This window comes from Streptomyces sp. AA1529 (assembly GCF_000280905.1).
In the GTDB taxonomy this organism is placed as follows: domain Bacteria; phylum Actinomycetota; class Actinomycetes; order Streptomycetales; family Streptomycetaceae; genus Streptomyces.
Genome location: NZ_ALAP01000032.1, coordinates 82,808 through 104,006, shown reverse-complemented (window position 1 = coordinate 104,006; position 21,199 = coordinate 82,808). Strand labels below are relative to the sequence as shown.

The following is a 21,199-nucleotide window of genomic DNA, read 5'->3' as shown; positions in this document are numbered from 1 at the left end:
TCAGCGCAGCTCGGCCTCCAGCCGCTGGGCGAGCCGGGCGGCCGCGACCTCGGAGAGCGGGGATCCGGCGGCGTCCGTCACGTAGAACGCGTCGACGGCATTGGCGCCCAGGGTGCTCACATGGGCGCTGCTGACCCGCACCCCGGCCTCCTCCAACGCCCTGCCGATGCGGTGCAGCAGGCCGGGAGCGTCCTGGGCCCGCACCTCCAGGACGGTGGCGGCCGCCGAGTCGCCCGCAGCGACGGTGGCGCGCGGCGGCGGAGGCTGCGCCGCCGCGCTGCGGCGCGGCCGGTAGGCGGCCTCCCGCTCGGCCAGCCGGGCGGCCAGCCGCAGGGAGCCGTCGAGCGCCCGCACCAGATCCTCGCGCAGTCTGGCGGGCTGCGGCAGCGAGCCGTACTGCGCGGCGACGCGCCAGGTGAGCAGCAGGACCCGCGGGATCTCCCCGGAGGCGGTCGCACCGGTCGGCACCGTCGCGCCACGCCCGTCCGGGCCCTCTTCCGCAGGGCCCTGCCCGGCCGGGCCGTTCCCGTCCGGGCTGTCGGCGGGGCCCTGCGGTGCGCAGCCGGCCAGGGCGGACAGCTCCACCAGCCGCAGATCGGCGGCCCGGACGGTCAGCTTGTGCAGCGCCAGCACCCCGGCGACCGCGGGCAGCACCCCGGGCTGCTCGGGCAGCGCCACCCGCAGCTCCACGCCGACGGGTTCGGGCCCGGGTTCGGGCCCGGGTTCGGGTCCGGCACCCCCGGAGGCCGCTTCCCCGTCCGTACGGGGTTCCGCCGCCGCCCGGCCGCCGCCGGCCCCCTGCTGGGGCCGCAGCGCGAGGACGGGACCGCCGGTGCGCCAGGCCTCCATCGCCAGCCGCTCCCCCTCCGCCGTCAGCTCCTGCCCGCCGGTCTGGTCGGCGACGGCGGCGCCGGAGAGCACCGCCGCCACCCGGGAGACCAGGTCGTCGACGAGCGCGGCGCGCCAGGCGGACCAGGCGGCCGGGCCGGTGGCCAGCGCGTCGGCCTCCGTCAGGGCGTGCAGCAGCTCCAGGGTGCCGAGGGAGCCCACGGCGTCGGCGACGGACCGGATGGTGGCCGGGTCGTCCAGATTGCGCCGGGTCGCCGTCTCGACGAGCAGCAGATGGTGGCGGACCAGAGCGGCCAGCGTCCGGGTGTCGGCCCCGTCGAAGCCGATGCGGGCCGCCAGGTCGCGGGTGATGGTCTCACCGGTGAGCGAGTGGTCCCCGGGCCACCCCTTGCCGATGTCGTGCAGCAGCGCACCGGTCAGCAGCAGATCGGGGCGGTGCACGCGGCGGGTGAGCGCTGCCGCCCGTACGGCGGTCTCGACCAGGTGCCGGTCGACGGTGAAGCGGTGCACGGGGTTGCGCTGGGGGCGGCAGCGGACCCGCTCCCAGTCGGGCAGCAGGCGGGCGATGAGACCGGCCGCGTCCATGGCCTCCCACACCGGGACGGTGGCCTCCCCGGCACCGAGGAGGGTGACGAACTCCTCGCGGGCCTCGGCGGGCCACGGCACGGGAAGGTCCGGTGCGGTGCGCGCGAGCTTGCGGACCGCGGGCAGCGCGAGCGGGAGGCCGGCCTGTGCCGCCGCCGCCGCGGCGCGCAGCGGCAGCACGGGATCACGGTCGGGCCGCGCGTGCAGGGCCAGCGCCGCCTCGCACTCGTGCTCCACGACGCCCTCGGCCAGCGGGGTCCGCTCCGGCGCGGGTTCGCCCGAGGGGCGGACCGTGGAGCGCCTGCCGCCGCCCAGCAGCCCGCGCAGCCGGGCACCGCGCGGGGACGCGGTGCGCGGCCGCAGGACGCGCTCGACCTCGCGCCAGGTGACGTCGCTCGCGTAGGAGACCGCGCCCGCCGCCTCGTAGACGCGGCGCAGCAGCGTGTCGGCGTCCAGCAGGCCGAGCGCCTCGGCCACCTGGTCCTGGTCCTGGAGCGCGAGCCGGTCGGTGGCCCGGCCGGTGGTCAGATGGAGGGCGTCACGGGCGTCGAGGAGGGTGTCCCGGGCCTGCTGCAGCCCCTCCCGCGGGGCGTCGGCGAGCCAGGAGGCGGCCACGGCGCGCAGTGCGGTGAGGTCCCGCAGTCCGCCGCGTGCCTCCTTGAGGTCGGGCTCCAGCAGGAACCGCAGCTCGCCGTGGCGCCGGGCCCGCTCGGTGGCGTACTCGCGCAGCTCCGGCAGCCCGGTGCGGGCCTGGGCGCGCCACCTGCCGAGCGCGGCGGTGCGCAGCTGCGCCGTGAGGTCCGCGTCCCCGGCCAGGTGGCGGGCCTCCAGCAGGCCGAGCTGCACCTTGAGGTCGTCGGCCGATGCGGTGCGCGCCTCGTCCGGGGTGCGGACGGAGTGGTCGAGGGCGAGGCCGAGGTCCCAGACGGGGTACCAGAGGCGGTCGGCGAGGGCGGCCAGGGCGGCGGCGTCGGTGCTGCCGTCGTGCAGCAGGAGCAGATCGAGGTCGCTGCGCGGGGAGAGCTCGCCGTGTCCGTATCCGCCGACGGCCACCAGCGCGGTCCCGGCGGGCGCGTCGGGCCCGAAGAGCGCGGCGAGCCACTGGTCGGTCAGCGCGGACAGGGCGCGGCGCCGGTCGGGTCCGGAGAGTTCGGCGTCCTGCAGGAGCCGCACCCGGGCGGCCGCGTAGCCCTCGTCCGCGTCGCGGGGGTCGGCTCCCGGGCACGCGCGCGTGCCCGGGAAGCCGTCGCCCGCGGATCGTGCGGTGCCGTCCGCTGCCGGTGCTCCCGCCGCCGGGGCCGTCGCCGCGTCCCTCACAGCGCGTCCGGTCCCCGCTCGCCCGTGCGCACCCGGACGGCGGTCTCGACGGGCACCGTCCACACCTTCCCGTCGCCGATCTTGCCGGTGCGTGCGGCCTTGACGACGATCTCCAGGAGCTGTTCGGCCTCCTCGTCCTCCGCCAGGACCTCGATGCGCACCTTGGGGACGAGGTCGACGGTGTACTCGGCGCCCCGGTAGACCTCGGTGTGCCCGCGCTGCCGCCCGTAGCCGCTGGCCTCGGTGACGGTGAGGCCCTGGACGCCGAAGGCCCGCAGCGCCTCCTTCACCTCGTCGAGCTGGTAGGGCTTGATCACGGCGGTGATGAGCTTCATGCGTCCACCTTGCTGTCGTGGCTGTCGTGACGGGCGCTGTCCGCACGCGGGGCCTGCGCGGCCGCGCTCCCCGCGGCGGCGGATCCGGCGGCCGCGGGGCCGCCCCGGTCGCGGACCGAGGAGCCGCCGACGGCGCTGAAGTCGTACGCGGTCTCGGCGTGGAACGCCTGGTCGACCCCGGCCGCCTCGTCGTCCGGGTCGGCACGGAAGCCCATCGTGGCGTGCACGAGCTTGGCCAGCAGCCAGGAGACCACGAAGGAGAAGGCCATCACCGAGCCGGCGCCGAGCGCCTGCTTGCCGAACTGGGTGAGGCCGCCCACGCCGTCCACGGCCAGGAAGCCGACCAGCAGGGTGCCGATGACGCCGCCGACCAGGTGCACGCCGACCACGTCCAGCGAGTCGTCGAAGCCGAGCTTGTACTTGAGGCTGACCGCCCACGAGCAGACCGCGCCCGCGACGACACCGATCAGCAGCGCGCCCATGGCGTTGACCGCGGCGCCGGAGGGGGTGATCGCCACCAGCCCGGCCACGGCACCGGAGGCGGCGCCCAGCGTGGTGAACGCGCCGTGCTTCACCCGCTCGTAGACCAGCCAGCCGAGCATGGCGGCCGCGGTGGCGAGCTGGGTGTTGAGCGCCATGTTGGCGGCGGTGCCGTCGGCGGCGAGTTCCGAGCCGGCGTTGAAGCCGAACCAGCCGAACCACAGCAGTGCGGCACCGAGCATCACCAGCGGCAGGCTGTGCGGACGCATCGGGTCCTTCTTGAAGCCGATGCGCTTGCCGACGACGAGTACGGCGGCCAGCGCTCCGACACCGGCGTTGATGTGCACGGCGGTGCCGCCCGCGAAGTCGATGACCTCGAGGTCGTAGAGCCAGCCGCCCTCGGCCCACACCCAGTGGGCGACGGGGAAGTAGACGACCGTCACCCAGAGGGTGAGGAACACCGCCCAGGCGCTGAATTTCACCCGGTCCGCGAGGGCGCCGCTCATCAGTGCGGGAGTGATGATCGCGAACATCATCTGGAAGAGGACGAAGGCGAAGACCGGAATGCCGCCTTTCCCGGTGAGGGAGTCGGCGGAGATGCCCTTGAGGCCGACGAAGTCCAGATTGCCGACGACGCCGCCGGTGTCCGGGCCGAAAGCCAGCGAGTAGCCGTAGAGCACCCACAGCACGCTGACGATCGCCAGCGAGATGAAGGACATCATCAGCATGTTCAGGGCGCTTTTCACCCGGACCATGCCGCCGTAGAAGAAGGCGAGGCCAGGCGTCATCACCATCACGAGAAACGCACTGACCAAGACGAAAGTGGTATCCGCGCCGTTCACTGTGGGCGTCTCCTCGGGGTCGCGGTCCTGCGGGGGCCGGATCGTAGGGGCGCCTCCCGGCCGAAGAAGGAAGGGAGGGCGGACTGAATGCCAGGTTTCCGAAGCCCGGTTTCCGCCGTCGCCCCCGGGTGTTTCCAGGCCGTGAAAACCGGCCCGCCGCTGTTACGAGGAGATGAAGCGCGGCTTTCCGTGCGGGAACGCGCGTACGCTGCGCTCCCCGGTCGCTGTGCGCCGTGGGTGCCAGCCGCCGCCCGGGCGGGTCAGCCCGCGGCGGCCTCGCTCTCGGCCAGCTCAGCCTGGAGCCGCTCGCTGAGCTGCACCACGTCCGCGAATTCCCCGAACTCGCGGACGGCGCCGGCCGTGGTGCGGCGCAGCCGGTTGTTGACGCGCTCCGAGCGCAGTCGCTTGGCGACGCCGAGGGCCTCGCTGGCCCGGGCCACACAGCCTTCGGGCTCCCGCTGGAGCAGGTGCACACTGGCCATGCCGATCAGGTTGAGCGCGTAGGAGCGCCGGTGGCCGCCGCCCTGCGTCTCCCGGGCCTCCCTGGCGAACAGTTCGACGGCCCGCTCCATCGCGGGGCGTGCGAGTGAGGCGTAGGTGGGGCTGCGGCCGGAGGAGTAGGCCAGGTCCCGGAAGGAGTGCGCGGTCTCCGCGCACAGCTCGGCCTCGGAGAAGAACCGGATCCAGTCGGGGTCCGGGTCCGAGCGGTCGATGTCGGTGAACGTTTCTTCCGCCATCCGTACCGCACGCTTGCACTTGCCCGGCTGCCCCATGTTCGCGTAGGCGCGGGCCTCCATGGCGTGCAGCATGGCCTGGGTGCGGGCGGTGGCGCCCTCCCGGCTGCCGTACTGCGCCAGGTGCACCAGCTCCAGCGCGTCCGCCGGACGGCCCAGATGGATCATCTGCCGGCTCATCTTGCTCAGGATGTACGACCCCAGAGGCCGGTCGCCGGCCTCCTTGGCGGCGTGCAGGGCCAGCACGAAGTACTTCTGCGCGGTGGGCTGGAGCCCGACGTCGTAGCTCATCCAGCCGGCGAGCTCGGACAGTTCGGCGGTGACGCGGAAGAGCCGGCGGCGGACAGCCTCGGAGTGCCGTTCCTGGAGCAGATCGGTGACCTCGTGGAGCTGGCCGACGACGGCCTTGCGGCGCAGCCCGCCCCCGCACTGGGCGTCCCAGCCGCGGAACATCTCGGTGGTCTGCTCCAGCAGCTCCAGTTCGGGTGCGGACAGCTGCGGCCCGCGCCGCGGCGCGCCGTCCTCGCCGTGGCCCGCCCCGCGGTGCTGCCCGTCGCGGGGGGCGGGGACGGTGAGTCCGGGGGCCGCCGGCTGCTCCCCCGAGGGTCCGGCCTCGGCGCCGGTGCCCGGCACCAGCCAGCGCTGCATGGGCTCGATCAGCGCGGGGCCCGCGGACACGGAGAGTGAGGCACCCAGGAAGCCGCGGTGGGCCAGCATCAGATCGCTGCGGGTGAAGTCGCTGATCAGCGCCACGGTCTGCGGTCCGGCCCAGGGCAGGTCCACGCCGGAGGCCGCGGGGGACTGCCGGGCGGGGCGCAGCCCGAGGTCCTCGACCGCCACGACGCAGCCGAACCGCTCGGAGAACAGCTCGGAGAGGATGCGCGGGATGGGCTCGCGGGGCTGCTCGCCGTCCAGCCACCGGCGTACCCGGGAGGTGTCGGTGCTGATGTGATGCGCGCCCATCCGCCGGGCGCGGCGGTTGACCTGGCGTGCCAGTTCGCCCTTGGACCAGCCGCTGCGCATGAACCACGAGCCCAGCCGCTCGTTCGGGCTCTTGCCCGTCTGGCCTCGCTCAGCCACTGGTAACGCCCCCATCCCGCTTCGGTGACGCGCTCCGGACCGGACCGCGCTCCGCCGCGCCCGCCGCGCCCTAGACGCCCCCATGCCTCCGGCATAGTCGGTCGCCGCGCTCTCCACTGTGTGTACCGAAAGTAATCCTACGATCACGAACGAGGCGAGTGTAATTGCAGAATCGCCACCATTCGCCACCCCTTCGAATGAACCCTGAGGCGCACGGAGGCGCTTGACTTGACACCAGGGAAACAACTCCACGGGAAGCCGCCCCCACCGCACCCCGCCCTCGCCTCAGGAGACCCCAGGAGTCCTGCCCGTCACTGTATGCAACGTATTCGTAACCATAAGCATTCGGGAACCGTTGGAGTGAGCATGGGCTTCACGATCGGTGCCATCAGCGGTCTCAGCGGCATCCGCGAGATCCGCGAACTGCGGCCCGGCGCACGCCGGCGCGAACGCGCCCAGCTGTGCACCCGTGTCGCGGAGTACACGAGCCTGTGGGGCTGGGACCTGGTCCCCGGCGCCCGCGCCACCCGCTCGGGCGGCCGGGTCGTCTGTTCCTGCGGCGCGCGGGCCTGCCCCTCCCCCGGCGACCATCCGCTCGACGCCTCGCTGGAGGTACCGGCGGGCGCCACCGTGGAAGAGGCGACCCGCGCCTGGGCGGCGGTCCCGGGCGCCGCCATGCTGCTGCCGACGGGCCGCGCCTTCGACGTGCTCGAGGTCGCCGAGCACGCCGCGCTGTGCGCACTGGCGCGGCTGGAGCGGATGGGCGTTCCGCTGGGCCCGGTGGCCGCGACCCCGGCCGGGCGCGCCTGGTTCCTGGTCGCGCCGGGCGCGGCCGCCGAACTGCCCGAACTCCTCTACCGGATGGGCTGGGACGACGCCGACCTCGACCTGCGCGGCAGAGGAGAGGGCCAGCACATCACGGCACCGCCCTCCGATCTGGCCGGCCGCGGCCCCGTCCGCTGGCTCCGGCCGCCCGCCCTGGAACGCGCCGGCCGTCCGCCGCAGGCGCGGCTGCTGCTGGGCACCCTCGCCTACGTCTGCCACCGCTCGTCCGTGGTGCGGCCGCGCACCCCGGACGGGCCCGCGGCCGTGCGCTAGCCCGCCCGCTCGCGGCGCACCACGACAGCGCACGGTGCGAGCGGCGACCCCCCAGGAATGCGAGCGGCGCCGCCGCGACGCCTCGGGAGGGGCGTCGCGGCGGCGCCGCTCGGCGGTGCGCACACCGGTACCGGCCGGTCAGCCCTCCTGGACCAGGGCGTCCACGAACGCCTCCGGCTCGAAGGGCGCCAGGTCGTCGGCGCCCTCGCCGAGGCCGACGAGCTTGACCGGGACGCCCAGCTCGCGCTGGACCGCGACCACGATGCCGCCCTTGGCCGTACCGTCCAGCTTGGTGAGGACGATGCCGGTGATGTCCACGACCTCGGCGAACACCCGCGCCTGTACCAGGCCGTTCTGGCCCGTGGTGGCGTCCAGCACCAGCAGCACCTCGTCCACCGGGGCCTGCTTCTCCACGACGCGCTTGACCTTGCCGAGCTCGTCCATGAGCCCCGTCTTGGTGTGCAGCCGGCCCGCCGTGTCGATCAGCACCACGTCGGCGCTCGCCTCGGTGCCCTGCTTGACCGCGTCGAACGCGACCGAGGCGGGGTCGCCGCCCTCCGGGCCGCGGACCGTGCGGGCGCCCACCCGGGTGCCCCAGGTTTCGAGCTGGTCAGCCGCCGCGGCGCGGAAGGTGTCGGCCGCGCCGAGCACCACCGACTTGCCGTCCGCCACCAGCACCCGGGCGAGCTTGCCGGTGGTGGTGGTCTTGCCGGTGCCGTTGACGCCGACGACGAGCACCACGCCCGGGCGGTCGACGGCTCCCTCCACCTCCGTGTGCACCGTGCGGTCCAGCTCGGTGCCGACCAGCGCGAGGAGTTCCTCGCGCAGCAGGCCGCGCAGCTCGTCGGGGGTGCGGGTGCCGAGCACCTTGACGCGTTCCCGCAGCCGCTCGACCAGCTCCTGGGTGGGGCCGACCCCGACGTCCGCGGTCAGCAGGGTGTCCTCGACCTCCTCCCAGGTCTCCTCGTCCAGGTGCTCCCGGGACAGCAGGGTGAGCAGCCCCTTGCCGAGGGAGTTCTGGGAGCGGGAGAGCCGGTCGCGCAGTCGCACCAGCCGTCCGGCCGTCGGTGCCGGGGTCTCGACCTCGGGCGCGGCGGCGGCCTCCGCTGCGGTGGTGGGCGCCTCGGCCGCCGCCTCCTCGGCCTCGGGAAGGCCGACCTCCTCGACGGTGCGGCGGGCGCCTTCGGGCGGGGCCTCCGCCTCCTCTCCGACCTTGGGCTCGGCTGTGCGGGCGGGGGTCTCGGTGGTGCTCCCGGCGGTGTCGGGCTGCTGGGCTCCGGCCGCCTTCTTCCTCCGGCCGCTGACCACGAGCCCGCTGACCGCGACGAGCGCGACCACGGCGATGACTACTACAAGGATGACGATTTCCATAGCGGCTCCAGTATCGACCACCGGCAGGGCTGCGCGGCCCTTCTCTCTTCGCGCGTGCTCCACCACGGTCCAGCACCCGCACCGCCGTCCACCGGGTGGGGGTACCCCGCGACCGTGCCGACCGGCGTCTGTTTCCCGCTCGTCCGGCCCGAACGGCCCCCGGGCGGAGGGGCGGCGGGCGAGCCGGCCCGGGGACCGCCACCGGGCCGCGCCGGAGATGGCCGGCTACGCCGACGCGCACGGTGTGACCTCCCTCATCGTCGAGGAGCAGCACGGCTCGCCGGACGGCCGGCTCCCGGCGGCGGACAGCCCGCTGCCCCGGCTCCTGGCGAAGGAACCGGGGCAGCGCCGTGCGAGGAGTGGGCGGCGGGGTGGCTAGCCCATCTCCTCCAACGCCTTGCCCTTCGGCTCCGGCACCCACTTGAGGATGAACGGGATCGAGAGCAGGGCGAAGACCGTGTAGCCGACGTAGGTGGCGGACAGGTTCCACTCCGAGAGACTCGGGAAGCTCGCGGTGATGGCCCAGTTGGCCACCCACTGCGCGGAGGCGGCGACACCGAGCGCGGCCGCGCGGATCTTGTTCGGGAAGATCTCGCCGAGCAGCACCCAGACGACCACGCCCCAGGAGAGGGCGAAGAACAGGGTGAAGGTGTGCGCGCCGACCAGTGCGACGACGCCCTGCACGTCCGGCAGCGAGACGTTGTCGCCGGAGCCGGTCTTGGCGGAGAACGCCCAGGCGACCGAGCCCAGTGAGAGGGCCATGCCGACGGAGCCGATCAGGGCGAGCGGCTTCCGGCCGACCCGGTCGACGAAGACCATGGCGATGGCGGTGCCGATGATGTTCACGATCGAGGTCGTGAAGGAGTAGAAGAACGAGCTCTCGGGGTTGATGCCCACCGACTGCCACAGCGTCGAGGAGTAGTAGAAGACGACGTTGATGCCGACGAGCTGCTGGAAGACGGAGAGCCCGATGCCGACCCAGACGATGGGCAGCAGGCCGAAGCGCCCGCCGAGCAGGTCCCGGAAGGTGGACCTGTGCTCGCTGCGCATCGCGGTCTCGATCTCGCCGATCCGGGTGTCGAGGCCGCCGTGCTCGCCCTCGACGTCGGCCAGCACCTCGCGGGCCTTGTCCTGGCGGCCGGCGGAGATCAGGAAGCGCGGGGACTCCGGAATGGCGAAGGAGAGCAGGAAGTAGCCGACCGCGGGGATCACCATGATGCCGAGCATCCACTGCCAGGCTTCCAGTCCGGCGACGTCGCCGCGCTGCTTGCCGTCGGCGAGGTTGAGGATGCCCCAGTTGACGAGCTGCGAGACGGCGATGCCGAGCACGATCGCGCCCTGCTGGAAGGAGGCGAGGCGGCCGCGGTAGGCGGGCGGGGAGACCTCCGCGATGTAGGCCGGGCCGATGACGGAGGCCATACCGATGGCGATGCCACCGAGCACCCGCCACATGGCCAGGTCCCACAGGGCGAAGGGCAGCGCCGAGCCGACGGCGCTGACGACGAAGAGTACGGCGGCCAGCCGCATGACCTTGATGCGGCCTATTCGGTCGGCGATCCGTCCGGCGACGGCGGCGCCGATCGCGCTGCCGATCAGGGCGGCGGCGATGACCTGCGCCAGCATCGCGGAGCCGACGTCGAAGCGGCCGCGGATCGCCTCCACCGCCCCGTTGATCACTGAGCTGTCGTAGCCGAAGAGGAAGCCGCCCATGGCGGCTGCTGCGGTGATGAAGACGACACGGCCGAGGGGCGCGGTGTGCGCTCCGGTGCCTGGCCGCGGCTGCGGCGCCTGCGCTTCCTGCGCTGTGCTGGTCACGTTCTTCTCCTGAGGTTCCCCGGCGCCGGTGCCGGGTGGGGACACCACCGTGCAAGGAACGAAGACGGGCCGACGCGGGGGAATCGCGCCGACCTCCGGCTTAACGGCGGCTTCTCAGACTGTAAATGTTCAATTCATGAAGTCAATAGGTCGGCTTCTGCGACTCAGAGCACATGAAGCGAGATCATCGTTCGACTTATGAAGATAAGAAGCCGGCTCCGGTCACCGCGCCGGCCGGTCAGGACAGCCGCTGGCTGATCACCTTGGACACGCCGTCGCCCTGCATGGAGACCCCGTAGAGCGCGTCGGCGACCTCCATCGTGCGCTTCTGATGGGTGATCACGATCAGCTGGGAGCTGTCCTTGAGCTCCTCCATGATCCGGATCAGCCGCTGCAGATTGGTGTCGTCCAGCGCCGCCTCGACCTCGTCCATCACATAGAACGGACTGGGCCGTGCCTTGAAGATCGACACCAGCAGCGCGACCGCCGTCAAGGACCGCTCGCCGCCCGAGAGCAGCGAGAGCCGCTTGACCTTCTTGCCCGGCGGCCGGGCCTCCACGTCCACTCCCGTGGACAGCATGTCGCCCGGGTCGGTGAGCACCAGCCGGCCCTCGCCGCCGGGGAAGAGCCGCGCGAAGACACCTTCGAACTCGCGCGCGGTGTCGTGATAGGCCTCCGTGAAGACCTGCTCGACCCGCTCGTCCACCTCCTTGACCACCTGCAGCAGGTCCGCGCGCGTCTTCTTCAGGTCCTCCAGCTGCTCGCTCAGGAACTGGTGCCGCTCCTCGAGCGCAGCGAACTCCTCCAGCGCCAGCGGGTTGACCTTCCCCAGCTTCTGGTAGGCCCGCTCGGCCGCCTTGAGCCGCTTCTCCTGCTCGGCCCGGACGAACGGCACCGGCGTGTTCCGCGGATGCTCCGGGTCCTCCGGCAGCTCCTCGCCCTCCGCCGGCGGGGACGGCGGGACCGGCTGGTCGGGGCCGTAGTCGCGGACCAGCCCCGCCGGCTCGACGCCCAGCTCCTCCAGCGCCTTGGTCTCCAACTGCTCGATGCGCATCCGCTTCTCGGCGCCGAGCACCTCGCCGCGGTGCACCGAGTCGGTGAGCTTGTCCAACTCCTCCTTGAGCCCCCGGCCCCGGCCCCGCTCCTCGGTCAGGGTCCGTTCGCGCTCCGCCTTGGTCCGCTCGACCTCCTCGCGCTCCTGTCCGGCCCGCTCCAGCGACGCCTCGACATGGGCGAGCAGCTGCCGGGCCCCGTCCGCGACAGCCCGCGCGACCTCCGCCTCGTGACGCAGCCGCGCCCGCCGCTCCTCGGCCCGGGCCCGGGCCTCGCGCTCGGCACGGGCGCCCCGGTCCAGCGAGTCGGCCCGGCCCGCGATCGCCTTGACCCGCTCCTCGTGCGTACGGACCTGGAGGCGGGCCTCCATCTCGGTCTGGCGCGCGTTGGCGCCGTCGGCCGCGAGCCGGTCGCGGACCGAGGTGTCGGGGTCCTCGGCGCCCTCCGCCTCCTGCGCCTCCTCGGCCGAGGCCAGACTCTCGGCCAGCTCCTCGGCCTCCTGCCGGGCCGCGGCCAGCGACTCCTGCGCCTTGGCCACCGCGGCCGCGGCGCGCTCGGCCTCGCCCTCAGCCGCCCGGGCCTGCCCCGCGAGGGTGCCCACCCGGCCGGCGACCCGGGACTTCTCCCGCTCCGCGCTGCTCCTGCGCGCGGCGATCTCCTCCAGTTCCGCCGCCCGCGCCCGGCGCTCGGCGGCGGCCCCGTCCTGCTCCCCGGCGAGCCGCTCGCAGCGCTCCTCCAGCTCGGTGAGCTGCGCGGCCGCCTCGTCCACCGCGGCCTGGGCCTCCAGCAGGGAGGGCGCGCCCTCCGATCCGCCGCCCGCGCGGTGGGCGGAGAGCAGGTCACCCTGCGCGGTGACCGCGGTGTGGTCCGGGTGCGCCCGGACGACCGCCTCGGCCGCCTCCAGGGTGTCGACCACGACGGTGCGGTCGAGGAGTTGCTCCACGGCCGGACGGAGCCGCTCCGGCGCGGTCACCAGGGAGACGGCCGGGGTGCCCGCGGAGGGGGCGCCGGGATGTCCGCGGGGGTCCCCGGCGCCCGTCCCCGGTCGCCGGCCACCAGCAGCGTCGCGCGGCCGGCGTCCTCCTTGCGCAGCAGCCGCAGCGCCTCGGCCGCCGTCGACACGTCCGCCACGGCCACCGCGTCGGCGGCCGCGCCGAGGGCAGCCGCTATCGGCAACTCGTGGCCCGCGGTCACGGTCAGCAGCTCGGCCGCCGGGCCCAGCAGACCGGTGAGCCGGTCCTTGGCCGCCAGCAGCGCCGCGGTGCCGTCCTTGCGGCGCAGATTCAGCGCCAGCGTGTCGTGGCGGGCGGAGGTGGCGGCGCGTTCGCGCTCCGCCGCGGTCAGCGCGTCGCGGGCCGAGCCGAGCACCCGCTCGGACTCGGCCAGTTCCCGCTTGGCCTCCTCGTGCCGGTCCGCCAGCCGCACGTCGCCCTCGTCGAGGCCGTCGGCCTCGCCGCGCAGCTCCTCGTATGCGGTCCGGGCCTGCTCGGCTCGGTGGAGGGCCTCGTCGCGGGCGGCGGCGAGGCGCTCGATCTCGGACTCGGCCGAGGCGGCGCGGCTGCGCGCGGCCCCCGCCTTCCCGCGCAGCCGCTCGAGGCCCTCCCGGCGGTCGGCGAGCGCGCGTGCCGCGTCCCGGAGCCGGCGCTCCTCCTGCTCCAGCCGCCGCTCCAACTCGGCCCGGTGCGCGACCGTGTCCTCCAGCGCGGTGCTCGCGGCCTCCAACGCCGCCTCCAGCTCGGCCTCCTGCTCCCGGATCCGGGCCGCCTCGCGCTCCATCTCCTCCGGGTCCCGGCCCCTGCGCTCCTCCGCCTGGGGCGCGGCCGCGTGCTGGACGCGCTGATCGGCCAGGCCGATGGTGCCCCGCACCCGCTCGGCCAGCCGGGAGAGTTCGTACCAGGTCTGCTGGGCCCGCTCCAGCCGGGGCGCCAGGGTGCGGACCTGCTGCTCCAGATCGGCCTCGCGGCGCTGGGCCTCCCGCAGCTCGGCCTCCGCGGCCTGTTTGCGCTGCTTGAGCTCGGCCTCGTCGGCGACCTCCGTCCGCAGCGCCTCGCGCAGCGCGACCAGGTCGTCGGCCACCAGCCGCAGCCGTGCGTCGCGCAGATCCGCCTGGATGACCTGGGCTCTGCGGGCCACGGCCGCCTGCCGTCCGAGCGGCTTGAGCTGGCGGCGCAGCTCGTCGGTGAGGTCCTGGACGCGGGAGAGGTTCGCCTGCATGGCGTCCAGCTTCCGCAGCGCCTTCTCCTTGCGCTTGCGGTGCTTGAGGACGCCCGCCGCCTCCTCGATGAAGGCGCGCCGCCCGGTCGGGTCGGCGTGCAGCACCCCGTCGAGCTGGCCCTGGCCGACGATGACGTGCATCTCGCGGCCGATGCCGGAGTCGGAGAGCAGCTCCTGCATGTCCAGCAGCCGGCAGGTGTCGCCGTTGATCTGGTATTCGCTGCCCCCGTTGCGGAACATGATCCGGGTGAGGGTGACTTCGGAGTAGTCGATGGGCAGCGCGCCGTCGGAGTTGTCGATGGTCAGCGAGACCTCGGCACGGCCCAGTGGTGGCCGGCCCGTCGTCCCGGCGAAGATGACGTCCTCCATCTTGCCGCCGCGCAGCGACTTGGCGCCCTGCTCCCCCATCACCCAGGAGAGGGCGTCGACCACGTTGGACTTGCCCGAGCCGTTGGGGCCGACGACGCAGGTGATGCCGGGCTCGAAGCGCAGCGTCGTGGCGGAGGCGAAGGACTTGAACCCCCGCAGTGTCAGGCTCTTGAGGTGCACGCGTCCGGACCTTACCGAGGGAGGCCTGGAGATGTCGCGCCGACGGCGCCGAAGCGACGGGAAGGGATTCGCGCGGGGGTTTCGCCTGGAGGGGGCGGGGGCAGATCAGACGTAACGCATCGCGCCACGATGAGCACACACCCCACACGCCAGCGGACCACCAGGAGACAAAAACTAAGGGACGCCGAAGCGTCCCTTGAGAATTTCCGACTACGGCTGTCCTGCTCGGCCCGTCCTGCCCGGCGGGCGAGGATCAGGTCAGCGCAGGCTCGGCCGTCTTCACGTCGAGGTCTTCGAACACCGAGTCGTGGTGCCGAGCGGCGGCGGACAGAGCGTCGTTCTCGGCCTGCATCCGAACGAGCTCGGATTCCAGGTCCTGGACACGCTGCTGCAGCCGTCGCATCTCGGCGAGCACCCGGGGGTCGTAACCGCCGACGTGACCGAGGAGCGCCTTTGCCATGATGGATGGTCCTCCACACTGAGTGACCGACCGTGGATGTGGTGGGTCGTGAGGGAATCGCACCGTTGAGGGTCTGCTCTGGACTTTTACTAAAGGTTCTCTGGATCAAACAGCTCAGGTGCGCGGGGTTTCAGGATCTCACCAAATGGTTTGACGGTCAACACGATCACACGTAGCTACCCCCGGGCCTGCTTCGGCTCCACGGCGTCCGGCGCCGGAGGCGGCTGTCCCGCGGGGGCGGATGGAAGATCCACGTCGCTCACTCGTTGCGGAAGCTTTGCATGGTGGAGCGCGATTGGCAACTGTTGTGGATCACCGGATCGCGAAGCCGCGGTACCCCCCGCGAGGTGTGTCCCAGATCTCGGTGACCCCGTCGACGCGCCCGGGCGTGTCCCCGCTCCGCAGCCACTCCAGCAGGTGCCCGCAGTCGGCACGGGTGCCCTCCGCCACGATCTGCACCCGGCCGTCGCCGAGATTCAGCGCGAAGCCGACGAGCCGGCCGATCCGCAGCGCCGCCGCACGGGTGAACCAGCGGAAGCCCACGCCCTGCACCTCCCCGCGCACCCAGGCGGTCAGCCGCGCGGGCTCCTCGGGGCGTACCCGATCGGGCTCTTCGGCGAACTGCTCGGCGAACTGCTCGCTCATCTGTTCACTCAGCTGTTCGCGCGACGTTCCGTCCGCGTCGTCGGTCGGATTGATGGCAGCCATGGGGTGCACGCTATCCGGACAATTCCCGAGCGGATACATCAGCCCCCGTGGGGATGCCGTACATTGCCCGGCAACTCTCTTCACTTCCCGCTCACACCAGGGAGTGAGCGGGAGACGGAACCTTGACGCCGTATCGCCGAGAGCAATGTGAGGACAGCACAGATGGGCCGCCATCGACGCGCTACCCCCACTCCAGCCGTCCCGCCGGAGTCCTCCGAGCCGCCGGCCGTACACCCCCACCGGGGCGGCAGGCGCCGCAGACGCGCGGCCACCCCCGTCCGGACCGGGGTGCTGGGCGCCTCCGCCGCGCTCGCCATGGGCACCGTCGCCGTGGCGTCCGGGCTGATACCCGCGCCGGGCGGGCTCGGCGGGCCACGGGACAGCCGGGTGCAGGCCGACGGCACCGGCCCGGCGGTCCCACCGGTCTCCGCCGACCCCACCGACCGCGACTCCGCGGCGCCCCCCGCCGACGGGGACAGGAGCCCGAGCCCCACCCCCACTCCCTCCCGGAAGAGCGAGCGCCCCACCCGGACGCCGGACGCCTCACCCTCGAAGCGGGCGTCGAAGACCCCGGAACCCACCCGCGAGGAGGAGCGCGGCTCCCGCACCGGCAGCTCCCGGCCGGACCCCGGAGGATCGGGCGGCGGCAGCACCGCCGCGGCCGACCAGGAGTCCGCCGCGGAGAGCGAGGTCCTCTCGCTGGTCAACCAGGAGCGGGCCAAGGCGGGCTGCAAGCCGCTGACGGCGGACGCGAAGCTGGCCGCCCTGGCCGGGGACTACAGCGAGGACATGGCACGGCGCGGGTTCTTCTCACACACCTCGCCCGACGGCAAGAGCCCCTGGGACCGCGCCGAGGCCGCCGGGGTCAGCGACCTGGGCGGCGAGAACATCGCCCGCGGCCAGGCCAACGCCCGCTCCGTGATGGATTCCTGGATGAACAGCCCCGGCCACCGGGCCAACATCCTCAACTGCGACTACCGCACCCTGGGCGTCGGCGCGCACTTCGCCGAGGGTGGCCCCTGGTGGACCCAGGACTTCGGCTTCTGAGCCCGCCCTGTGGGGCCCGACTCCCGGACAGCCCCCGGTCCGGGCCCGAGAGGGGCGCCCCGGTTCGCGGAAGACTCTTCGCAAGGGTGTCTGACGAACGGGTTCTGCGATGCTTCGATGCCCGAGGCAGAGCTTCGGTGCCCGAGGCAGAGGAGAGACATGGGAATCGAACTGGAGCTGCACTCGGGGCGGCCTCCGCTCAAGAAGGCGTCCCGGGAGACCTTGTTGCGGGAGTCCCACAAACACGGTGAAGCCTTGGCCAGGGCACTGAGCACGCTCGACCGGTTCGGGTCCGGCAAGCTCGGCTGGGTGGATCCGTATGGCGACACGCTGTTCAACGAACAGGAAGCCCACATCGCCCGCCAGGAGGTCACCGCTCTGACCGAGCGGTGTCCCGACGAGCGGCAGAAGGCGGCCCTGCTCGACCTCGCCGAGTTGCTGGAGGCATGCGCGGCGACGCCGGGCAGCCACCTGTGGTTCATGGGCGACCAGCCGTCCCCGGGCGCCGATCCCGTGCTGGGCCGGGGTGGGGTGGGCCGCTGCCACACCGCTTCGGAGGCCGGCCCCCGACCGTCCGCGTGCACAACGCTCCAGGCCAGTACACCTAGGCCCGTGCCGGACGCGGGTGGCCGTCGCCGCGCGGGCGCGGGGGCCGCTGGCAGCGGGGGCAGTAGTAGCTGGAGCGGTTCATCCAGGCGCTGCGCCGCATCGGGGTGCCGCAGCGGCGGCAGGGCTCGTCCTCGCGGCCGTAGGCGTCCAGCGAGCGGTCGAAGTAGCCGGACTCGCCGTTGACGTTCACATAGAGGCTGTCGAAGCTGGTGCCGCCCTGGGCCAGCGCGGCCGTCATCACCTCCCGCACATGTCCGACCAGCTCGGCGGTCTGCGTCCGGGTCAGGGTGGCCGTGGGACGGTCGTAGTGCAGCCGGGAGCGCCACAGCGCCTCGTCGGCGTAGATGTTGCCGACGCCGCTGATCAGCGACTGGTCCAGCAGGGCGCGCTTGACGGTGGTACGGCGGCGGCGCAGGGCCGCGTGCAGGGCCGCCTCGTCGAAGGCGGGGTCCAGCGGGTCGCGGGCGATGTGCGCGATCACGTCGGGCAGCCCGTCCTCGGCGGTCGCGTGGAGCGAGAGCCCGCCGAAGGTGCGCTGGTCGACGAAGCGCAGCTCACCGCCCGCGGCGTCCGCGAAGGTGAAGCGGACCCGCAGATGCCGCTCGTCGGGGGTGCCGGGCGGCTGGATGAGGAGCTGGCCGCTCATCCCCAGGTGGGCCAGGAGCGCGTGGGAACCGTCCTCGAGGGGCAGCCACAGGTATTTGCCCCGGCGCTGCGCCGGTCCGAGGCGCCGGCCGGCCAGCCGCGCGATGAAGTCCGGCGCACCGGCCAGGTGGCGGCGGACGGCACGCGGGTGCAGCACCTCGGTGGCGCTGATGGTGCGGCCGCCCGTCCAGCGTTCCAGGCCGCGGCGGACGACCTCGACTTCCGGCAGCTCGGGCACGGGACTCCTCAGGGGACAGGGCCCCGCCTGCTCGGGACCGGAAACACCACGGCCGCCCCGAGGAGGGCGGCCGTGACGGACGGTGCGGTGTGCGCGGGGGTCAGCGCGACGCGGCGCTGCCCTCGGTGGGCTCGGTGGGCTCGCTGCGCTGGCCGTCGGGGACGGAGGGCGCCGCGGCACCCTTGCCGGCGGCTGCGGCCTTGCCGGTCCGCCGGCTGTCGCCGTCGCCTTCCGCGGCGGCCTCCGCGCGGGCCGAGATGGCGCGCCAGGCGGCCTCGGCGGCCTGCTGCTCGGCCTCCTTCTTGCTGCGTCCTGTGCCGGTGCCGTACGCGACACCACCGACGCGGGCAGCAGCCGTGAAGGTCTTCTCGTGGTCGGGGCCCGTCTCGGAGACCAGGTACTCCGGGACGCCGAGTCCCTCGGCGGCCGTCAGCTCCTGCAGGCTGGTCTTCCAGTCGAGACCGGCGCCCAGGTTGGAGGACCGCTCGATGAGCGGGTCGAAGAGGCGGTGCACCAGTTCGGAGGCCGCTTCCAGCTCCTGGTCGAGATAGACGGCGCCGATGACCGCTTCCAGCGTGTCCGCGAGGATCGACGCCTTGTCCCGGCCGCCGGTGCCCTCCTCGCCTCTGCCGAGGCGGATGAAGGCGCCCAGGTCGAGCCCGCGGGCGACACCTGCGAGGGCACGCGAGTTGACCACCGCGGCCCGCAGCTTGGCGAGCTGGCCCTCCGGCAGGTCGGGATGCATCCGGTAGAGCGTGTCGGTGACCACGAGTCCGAGGACGGAGTCACCGAGGAATTCCAAGCGCTCGTTGGTGGGCAGCCCGCCGTTCTCGTAGGCGTAGCTGCGGTGCGTCAGCGCACGCACCAGAAGGGCGGACTCCAGTCGGTAACCGAGCCGCCCTTCCAGAATCGCGTGCGACGAGGCCGAGTCCACCAGCTCCGCGGAGTCTCCCCCCTTCCCGGGGACGGGACCCTGCGGAGTTCCGGCGTCGGACATGGAGCCTGTCACCCGCCGATCAGACCTCGAGGACCTGACGCTTGTTGTAGGTGCCGCAGCTCGGGCACGCGATGTGCTGCTGCTTGGGCTCGCGGCAGCGCTCGCACTTCACCAGGGTGGGGACCGCAGCCTTCCACTGCGACCGGCGGTGGCGCGTGTTGCTGCGCGACATCTTCCGCTTCGGAACAGCCACGGCTACTTCTCCTGTGAGTCGTCCCCGTCGGTGCGGGGCTCGTTGTCCTTCTCGCCGTCCGGCATGGTCTCGGCGAGTCCCTGCAGTGCCGCCCACCTGATGTCGACGGCTTCTTCGTGCCTGTGGTCGGGGTCGTCCGCCAGCCGGGCCCCGCATTCGGGGCACAGGCCGGGGCAGTCCTCGCGGCACACCGGCTGCAGCGGCAGTGCGAGCACCACCGCGTCCCGCAGCACGGGTTCGAGGTCGAACAGATCGCCCTCGAGGAAGAGTGTGTCCTCGTCCTCCTCGTCCTCGCCGGGCTCCGCAACGGGGCGGCCCCGGTCGTCGGCGTCGGGATAGGAGAACATCTCCTGGAAGTCCGCTTCGACCCGTTGGTCGAGCGGCTCCAGACACTTTACGCACTCCCCTGTCAGCGGCGCACGGGCGGTACCCGTGACGAGTACCCCCTCCATGACCGACTCCAGGCGGAGGTCCAGCTCGATCGTCGCCCCGTCGGGAACCTTGATGAACTCGACACCCAGGTCGCCGGGGGACTCCACCTCGCGGGAGAGCCGCTTCATCGCACCAGGTCGTCGCCCCAGCTCGCGTGTGTCGAACACGAGGGGCGCGCGGTGGTCGAGGGGGGAGTTCAGGGCTTCCTGCTTTCTACGGGTGGGGCTTCGGCCGCGCACGTACCCACGGCCGAAGAGACAGGATACGTGACGGCTCCCCCATGACCCAATCCGCGTCCCGGTGGCGCCGCGCTCCGCGGACCGGGGGGGGATCAGCCCCCGTGGCCGTGGCGCTGCTCGTAGGCCCGGACCTGTTCGATGTCGATCATGCTGGTGTCGAAGAGGCTGGTCTCGTCGAGCTGCTGTTGCGGCTGCTGCTGGTAGTACTGCTGGGGCTGCTGATAGTAGCCGTCCTGCTGCTGGGCGTAGCCGTAGGGGTCGTGCTGCTGCGCGTAGTAGGGGTCCTGCGGCGCCTGCTGGGCGTAGGCGTAGGGATCGTGCTGCTGCCCGGCGCCGTAGGGCATCTGCTGCTGCGCGTAGTAGGGGTCCTGCGGCTGCGCCGGGCTGTAGGGGGGCTGGGGCGGCTGCGCGGGCTGCGGCGGCCGGGACTGCTCGTCCTGCGCCGCCCCCGCCGCCGGCTCGGTGTGCGCGAGCCCGGCCAGATAGTCGGCATCACTGGTGTGCTGCGCGAAGCCCTCGGCACCGTCCTGCGCCGCCATGTGCGCGGCCAGCTCGTCGATGGGCTCGTGACCGTGCAGCTTGAGCCGGCCGCGCCCCACTGCCTCCAGTGTCTTGGTGAGCACCGCCGAGACCGACCCGAGCCGCGCCTCGACATAGCTGTCGGCCCGGCGCTGCAGCTCGCGGGGGTCGCCGGTGCGCTCGGGCGCCTCGTGCGCGTACTCCTCGTGCCACTCCTCGGCACCGGGCCCGCTGCCCAGCAGCTTCTCCCGGCCGCGCTCGACGGAACCGATGGTCTTGGAGAGCACGGCTTCGAAGTTGGCGAGCTTGCTGTCGACGTAGTCGTCGGCCTCGACCCGGATCTCGCCCGCCTCCCGGCGGGCCTCGGCCAGGATACGGTCGGCCTCCTCCTGCGCGCGCCGGGCCACTTCCGTGCCGGCCACCAGCGCCGCGCGCTCGCCCTGGGCCGCCTCGATGACGCGCTGGGCCTCCTGGTGGGCCTCGGCCACCACCTGCTCGCGGCCGCCGATCACCTCGCGCGCCTCGGCCAGGGAGCCGGGCAGCGCCTGGCGCACCTCCTCGAGCATGGCGAGCAACTCGGCCCGGTTGACCACGCAGGAGGCGGACATGGGCATCGAGCGCGCGCCGTCGACGGTCGCCACGATCTCGTCGAGTTTCTGCTGTACGTCCACGCAGGTGACTGTACGACCCGTGGGCGCGGGCCCGTTACTCCTTCCCGGAAGCCGACCGGTCCGGGCAGGTCAGCGCCGTCCGCCCGGAACCGTCCGCTCCCGGCCGCGGCGCGGGGCCG

15 protein-coding genes and 1 pseudogene are annotated in these 21,199 nt (G+C 73.2%); 2 read left to right on the top strand and 14 right to left on the bottom strand.

Going from position 1 to position 21,199, the window contains the following annotated elements; translation table 11 throughout:
• The 4 genes from A949_RS0109770 to nsdA form a co-directional block, all read right to left on the bottom strand.
• Complete coding sequence (locus A949_RS0109770) at positions 1-2,751, bottom strand: [protein-PII] uridylyltransferase (RefSeq protein ID WP_019355824.1); 2,751 nt, start codon at positions 2,749-2,751, stop codon at positions 1-3.
• Entirely contained in the window at positions 2,748-3,086 is a 339-nt protein-coding gene (locus A949_RS38970; RefSeq protein ID WP_019355823.1) for a P-II family nitrogen regulator, read from the bottom strand. Before A949_RS38970 ends, A949_RS0109770 begins: the two co-directional genes overlap by 4 nt.
• On the bottom strand, positions 3,083-4,408 hold the full coding sequence (locus tag A949_RS0109760; protein WP_019355822.1) for an ammonium transporter: 1,326 nt from the start codon (positions 4,406-4,408) through the stop codon (positions 3,083-3,085). Before A949_RS0109760 ends, A949_RS38970 begins: the two co-directional genes overlap by 4 nt.
• Before the next feature lie 260 nt (positions 4,409-4,668).
• Positions 4,669-6,237, bottom strand: coding sequence for a transcriptional repressor NsdA (gene nsdA, locus A949_RS0109755; RefSeq protein WP_037706076.1), 1,569 nt, complete (start codon positions 6,235-6,237; stop codon positions 4,669-4,671).
• 351 nt (positions 6,238-6,588) lie between these two features.
• On the opposite strand from nsdA, the gene A949_RS0109750 reads away from it, so the two are divergent.
• Positions 6,589-7,320: a bifunctional DNA primase/polymerase gene (locus tag A949_RS0109750; RefSeq protein WP_019355820.1), complete on the top strand. Its 732-nt coding sequence runs from the start codon at positions 6,589-6,591 to the stop codon at positions 7,318-7,320.
• 138 nt (positions 7,321-7,458) lie between these two features.
• Here the strand turns inward: A949_RS0109750 and ftsY are convergent, their stop codons facing one another.
• From ftsY to A949_RS0109720, 5 genes and pseudogenes are all read right to left on the bottom strand, one after another.
• A complete protein-coding gene (ftsY, locus tag A949_RS0109745) occupies positions 7,459-8,691 on the bottom strand; it encodes a signal recognition particle-docking protein FtsY (RefSeq protein ID WP_026004500.1) in 1,233 nt (410 codons plus the stop codon).
• 375 nt (positions 8,692-9,066) lie between these two features.
• The gene (locus A949_RS0109735; RefSeq protein WP_019355817.1) at positions 9,067-10,506 is read right to left on the bottom strand and encodes a sugar porter family MFS transporter; all 1,440 of its coding nucleotides are present in this window, start codon (positions 10,504-10,506) and stop codon (positions 9,067-9,069) included.
• A 238-nt stretch (positions 10,507-10,744) separates the two neighbouring features.
• Positions 10,745-14,322 (bottom strand): annotated as a pseudogene (smc, locus tag A949_RS32990) (chromosome segregation protein SMC).
• A gap of 253 nt (positions 14,323-14,575) precedes the next feature.
• Positions 14,576-14,782 (bottom strand): hypothetical protein, encoded by a 207-nt coding sequence (locus tag A949_RS0109725; RefSeq protein WP_019355816.1) that lies wholly within the window; start codon positions 14,780-14,782, stop codon positions 14,576-14,578.
• Between the two features lie 312 nt (positions 14,783-15,094).
• Entirely contained in the window at positions 15,095-15,427 is a 333-nt protein-coding gene (locus A949_RS0109720) for an acylphosphatase (RefSeq protein WP_272944200.1), read from the bottom strand.
• A 225-nt stretch (positions 15,428-15,652) separates the two neighbouring features.
• Here A949_RS0109720 and A949_RS0109715 point away from each other — a divergent pair, with 225 nt between their 5' ends.
• Positions 15,653-16,537, top strand: a complete 885-nt coding sequence (locus A949_RS0109715) for a CAP domain-containing protein (RefSeq protein WP_078533975.1) — start codon at positions 15,653-15,655, stop codon at positions 16,535-16,537.
• Positions 16,538-17,141: 604 nt separating this feature from the next.
• On the opposite strand, the gene mutM is transcribed toward A949_RS0109715, so the two are convergent.
• From mutM to A949_RS0109690, 5 genes are all read right to left on the bottom strand, one after another.
• On the bottom strand, positions 17,142-18,029 hold the full coding sequence (gene mutM, locus A949_RS0109710; protein WP_019355813.1) for a bifunctional DNA-formamidopyrimidine glycosylase/DNA-(apurinic or apyrimidinic site) lyase: 888 nt from the start codon (positions 18,027-18,029) through the stop codon (positions 17,142-17,144).
• A gap of 100 nt (positions 18,030-18,129) precedes the next feature.
• Positions 18,130-19,026, bottom strand: coding sequence for a ribonuclease III (gene rnc / locus A949_RS32985; RefSeq protein WP_019355812.1), 897 nt, complete (start codon positions 19,024-19,026; stop codon positions 18,130-18,132).
• A 19-nt stretch (positions 19,027-19,045) separates the two neighbouring features.
• Positions 19,046-19,219 (bottom strand): 50S ribosomal protein L32, encoded by a 174-nt coding sequence (gene rpmF, locus A949_RS0109700; protein ID WP_016470089.1) that lies wholly within the window; start codon positions 19,217-19,219, stop codon positions 19,046-19,048.
• A gap of 2 nt (positions 19,220-19,221) precedes the next feature.
• Complete coding sequence (locus A949_RS0109695; protein ID WP_019355810.1) at positions 19,222-19,779, bottom strand: YceD family protein; 558 nt, start codon at positions 19,777-19,779, stop codon at positions 19,222-19,224.
• A 203-nt stretch (positions 19,780-19,982) separates the two neighbouring features.
• Positions 19,983-21,080, bottom strand: a complete 1,098-nt coding sequence (locus A949_RS0109690) for a hypothetical protein (protein WP_019355809.1) — start codon at positions 21,078-21,080, stop codon at positions 19,983-19,985.
• Between the last annotated feature and the right edge of the window lie 119 nt (positions 21,081-21,199).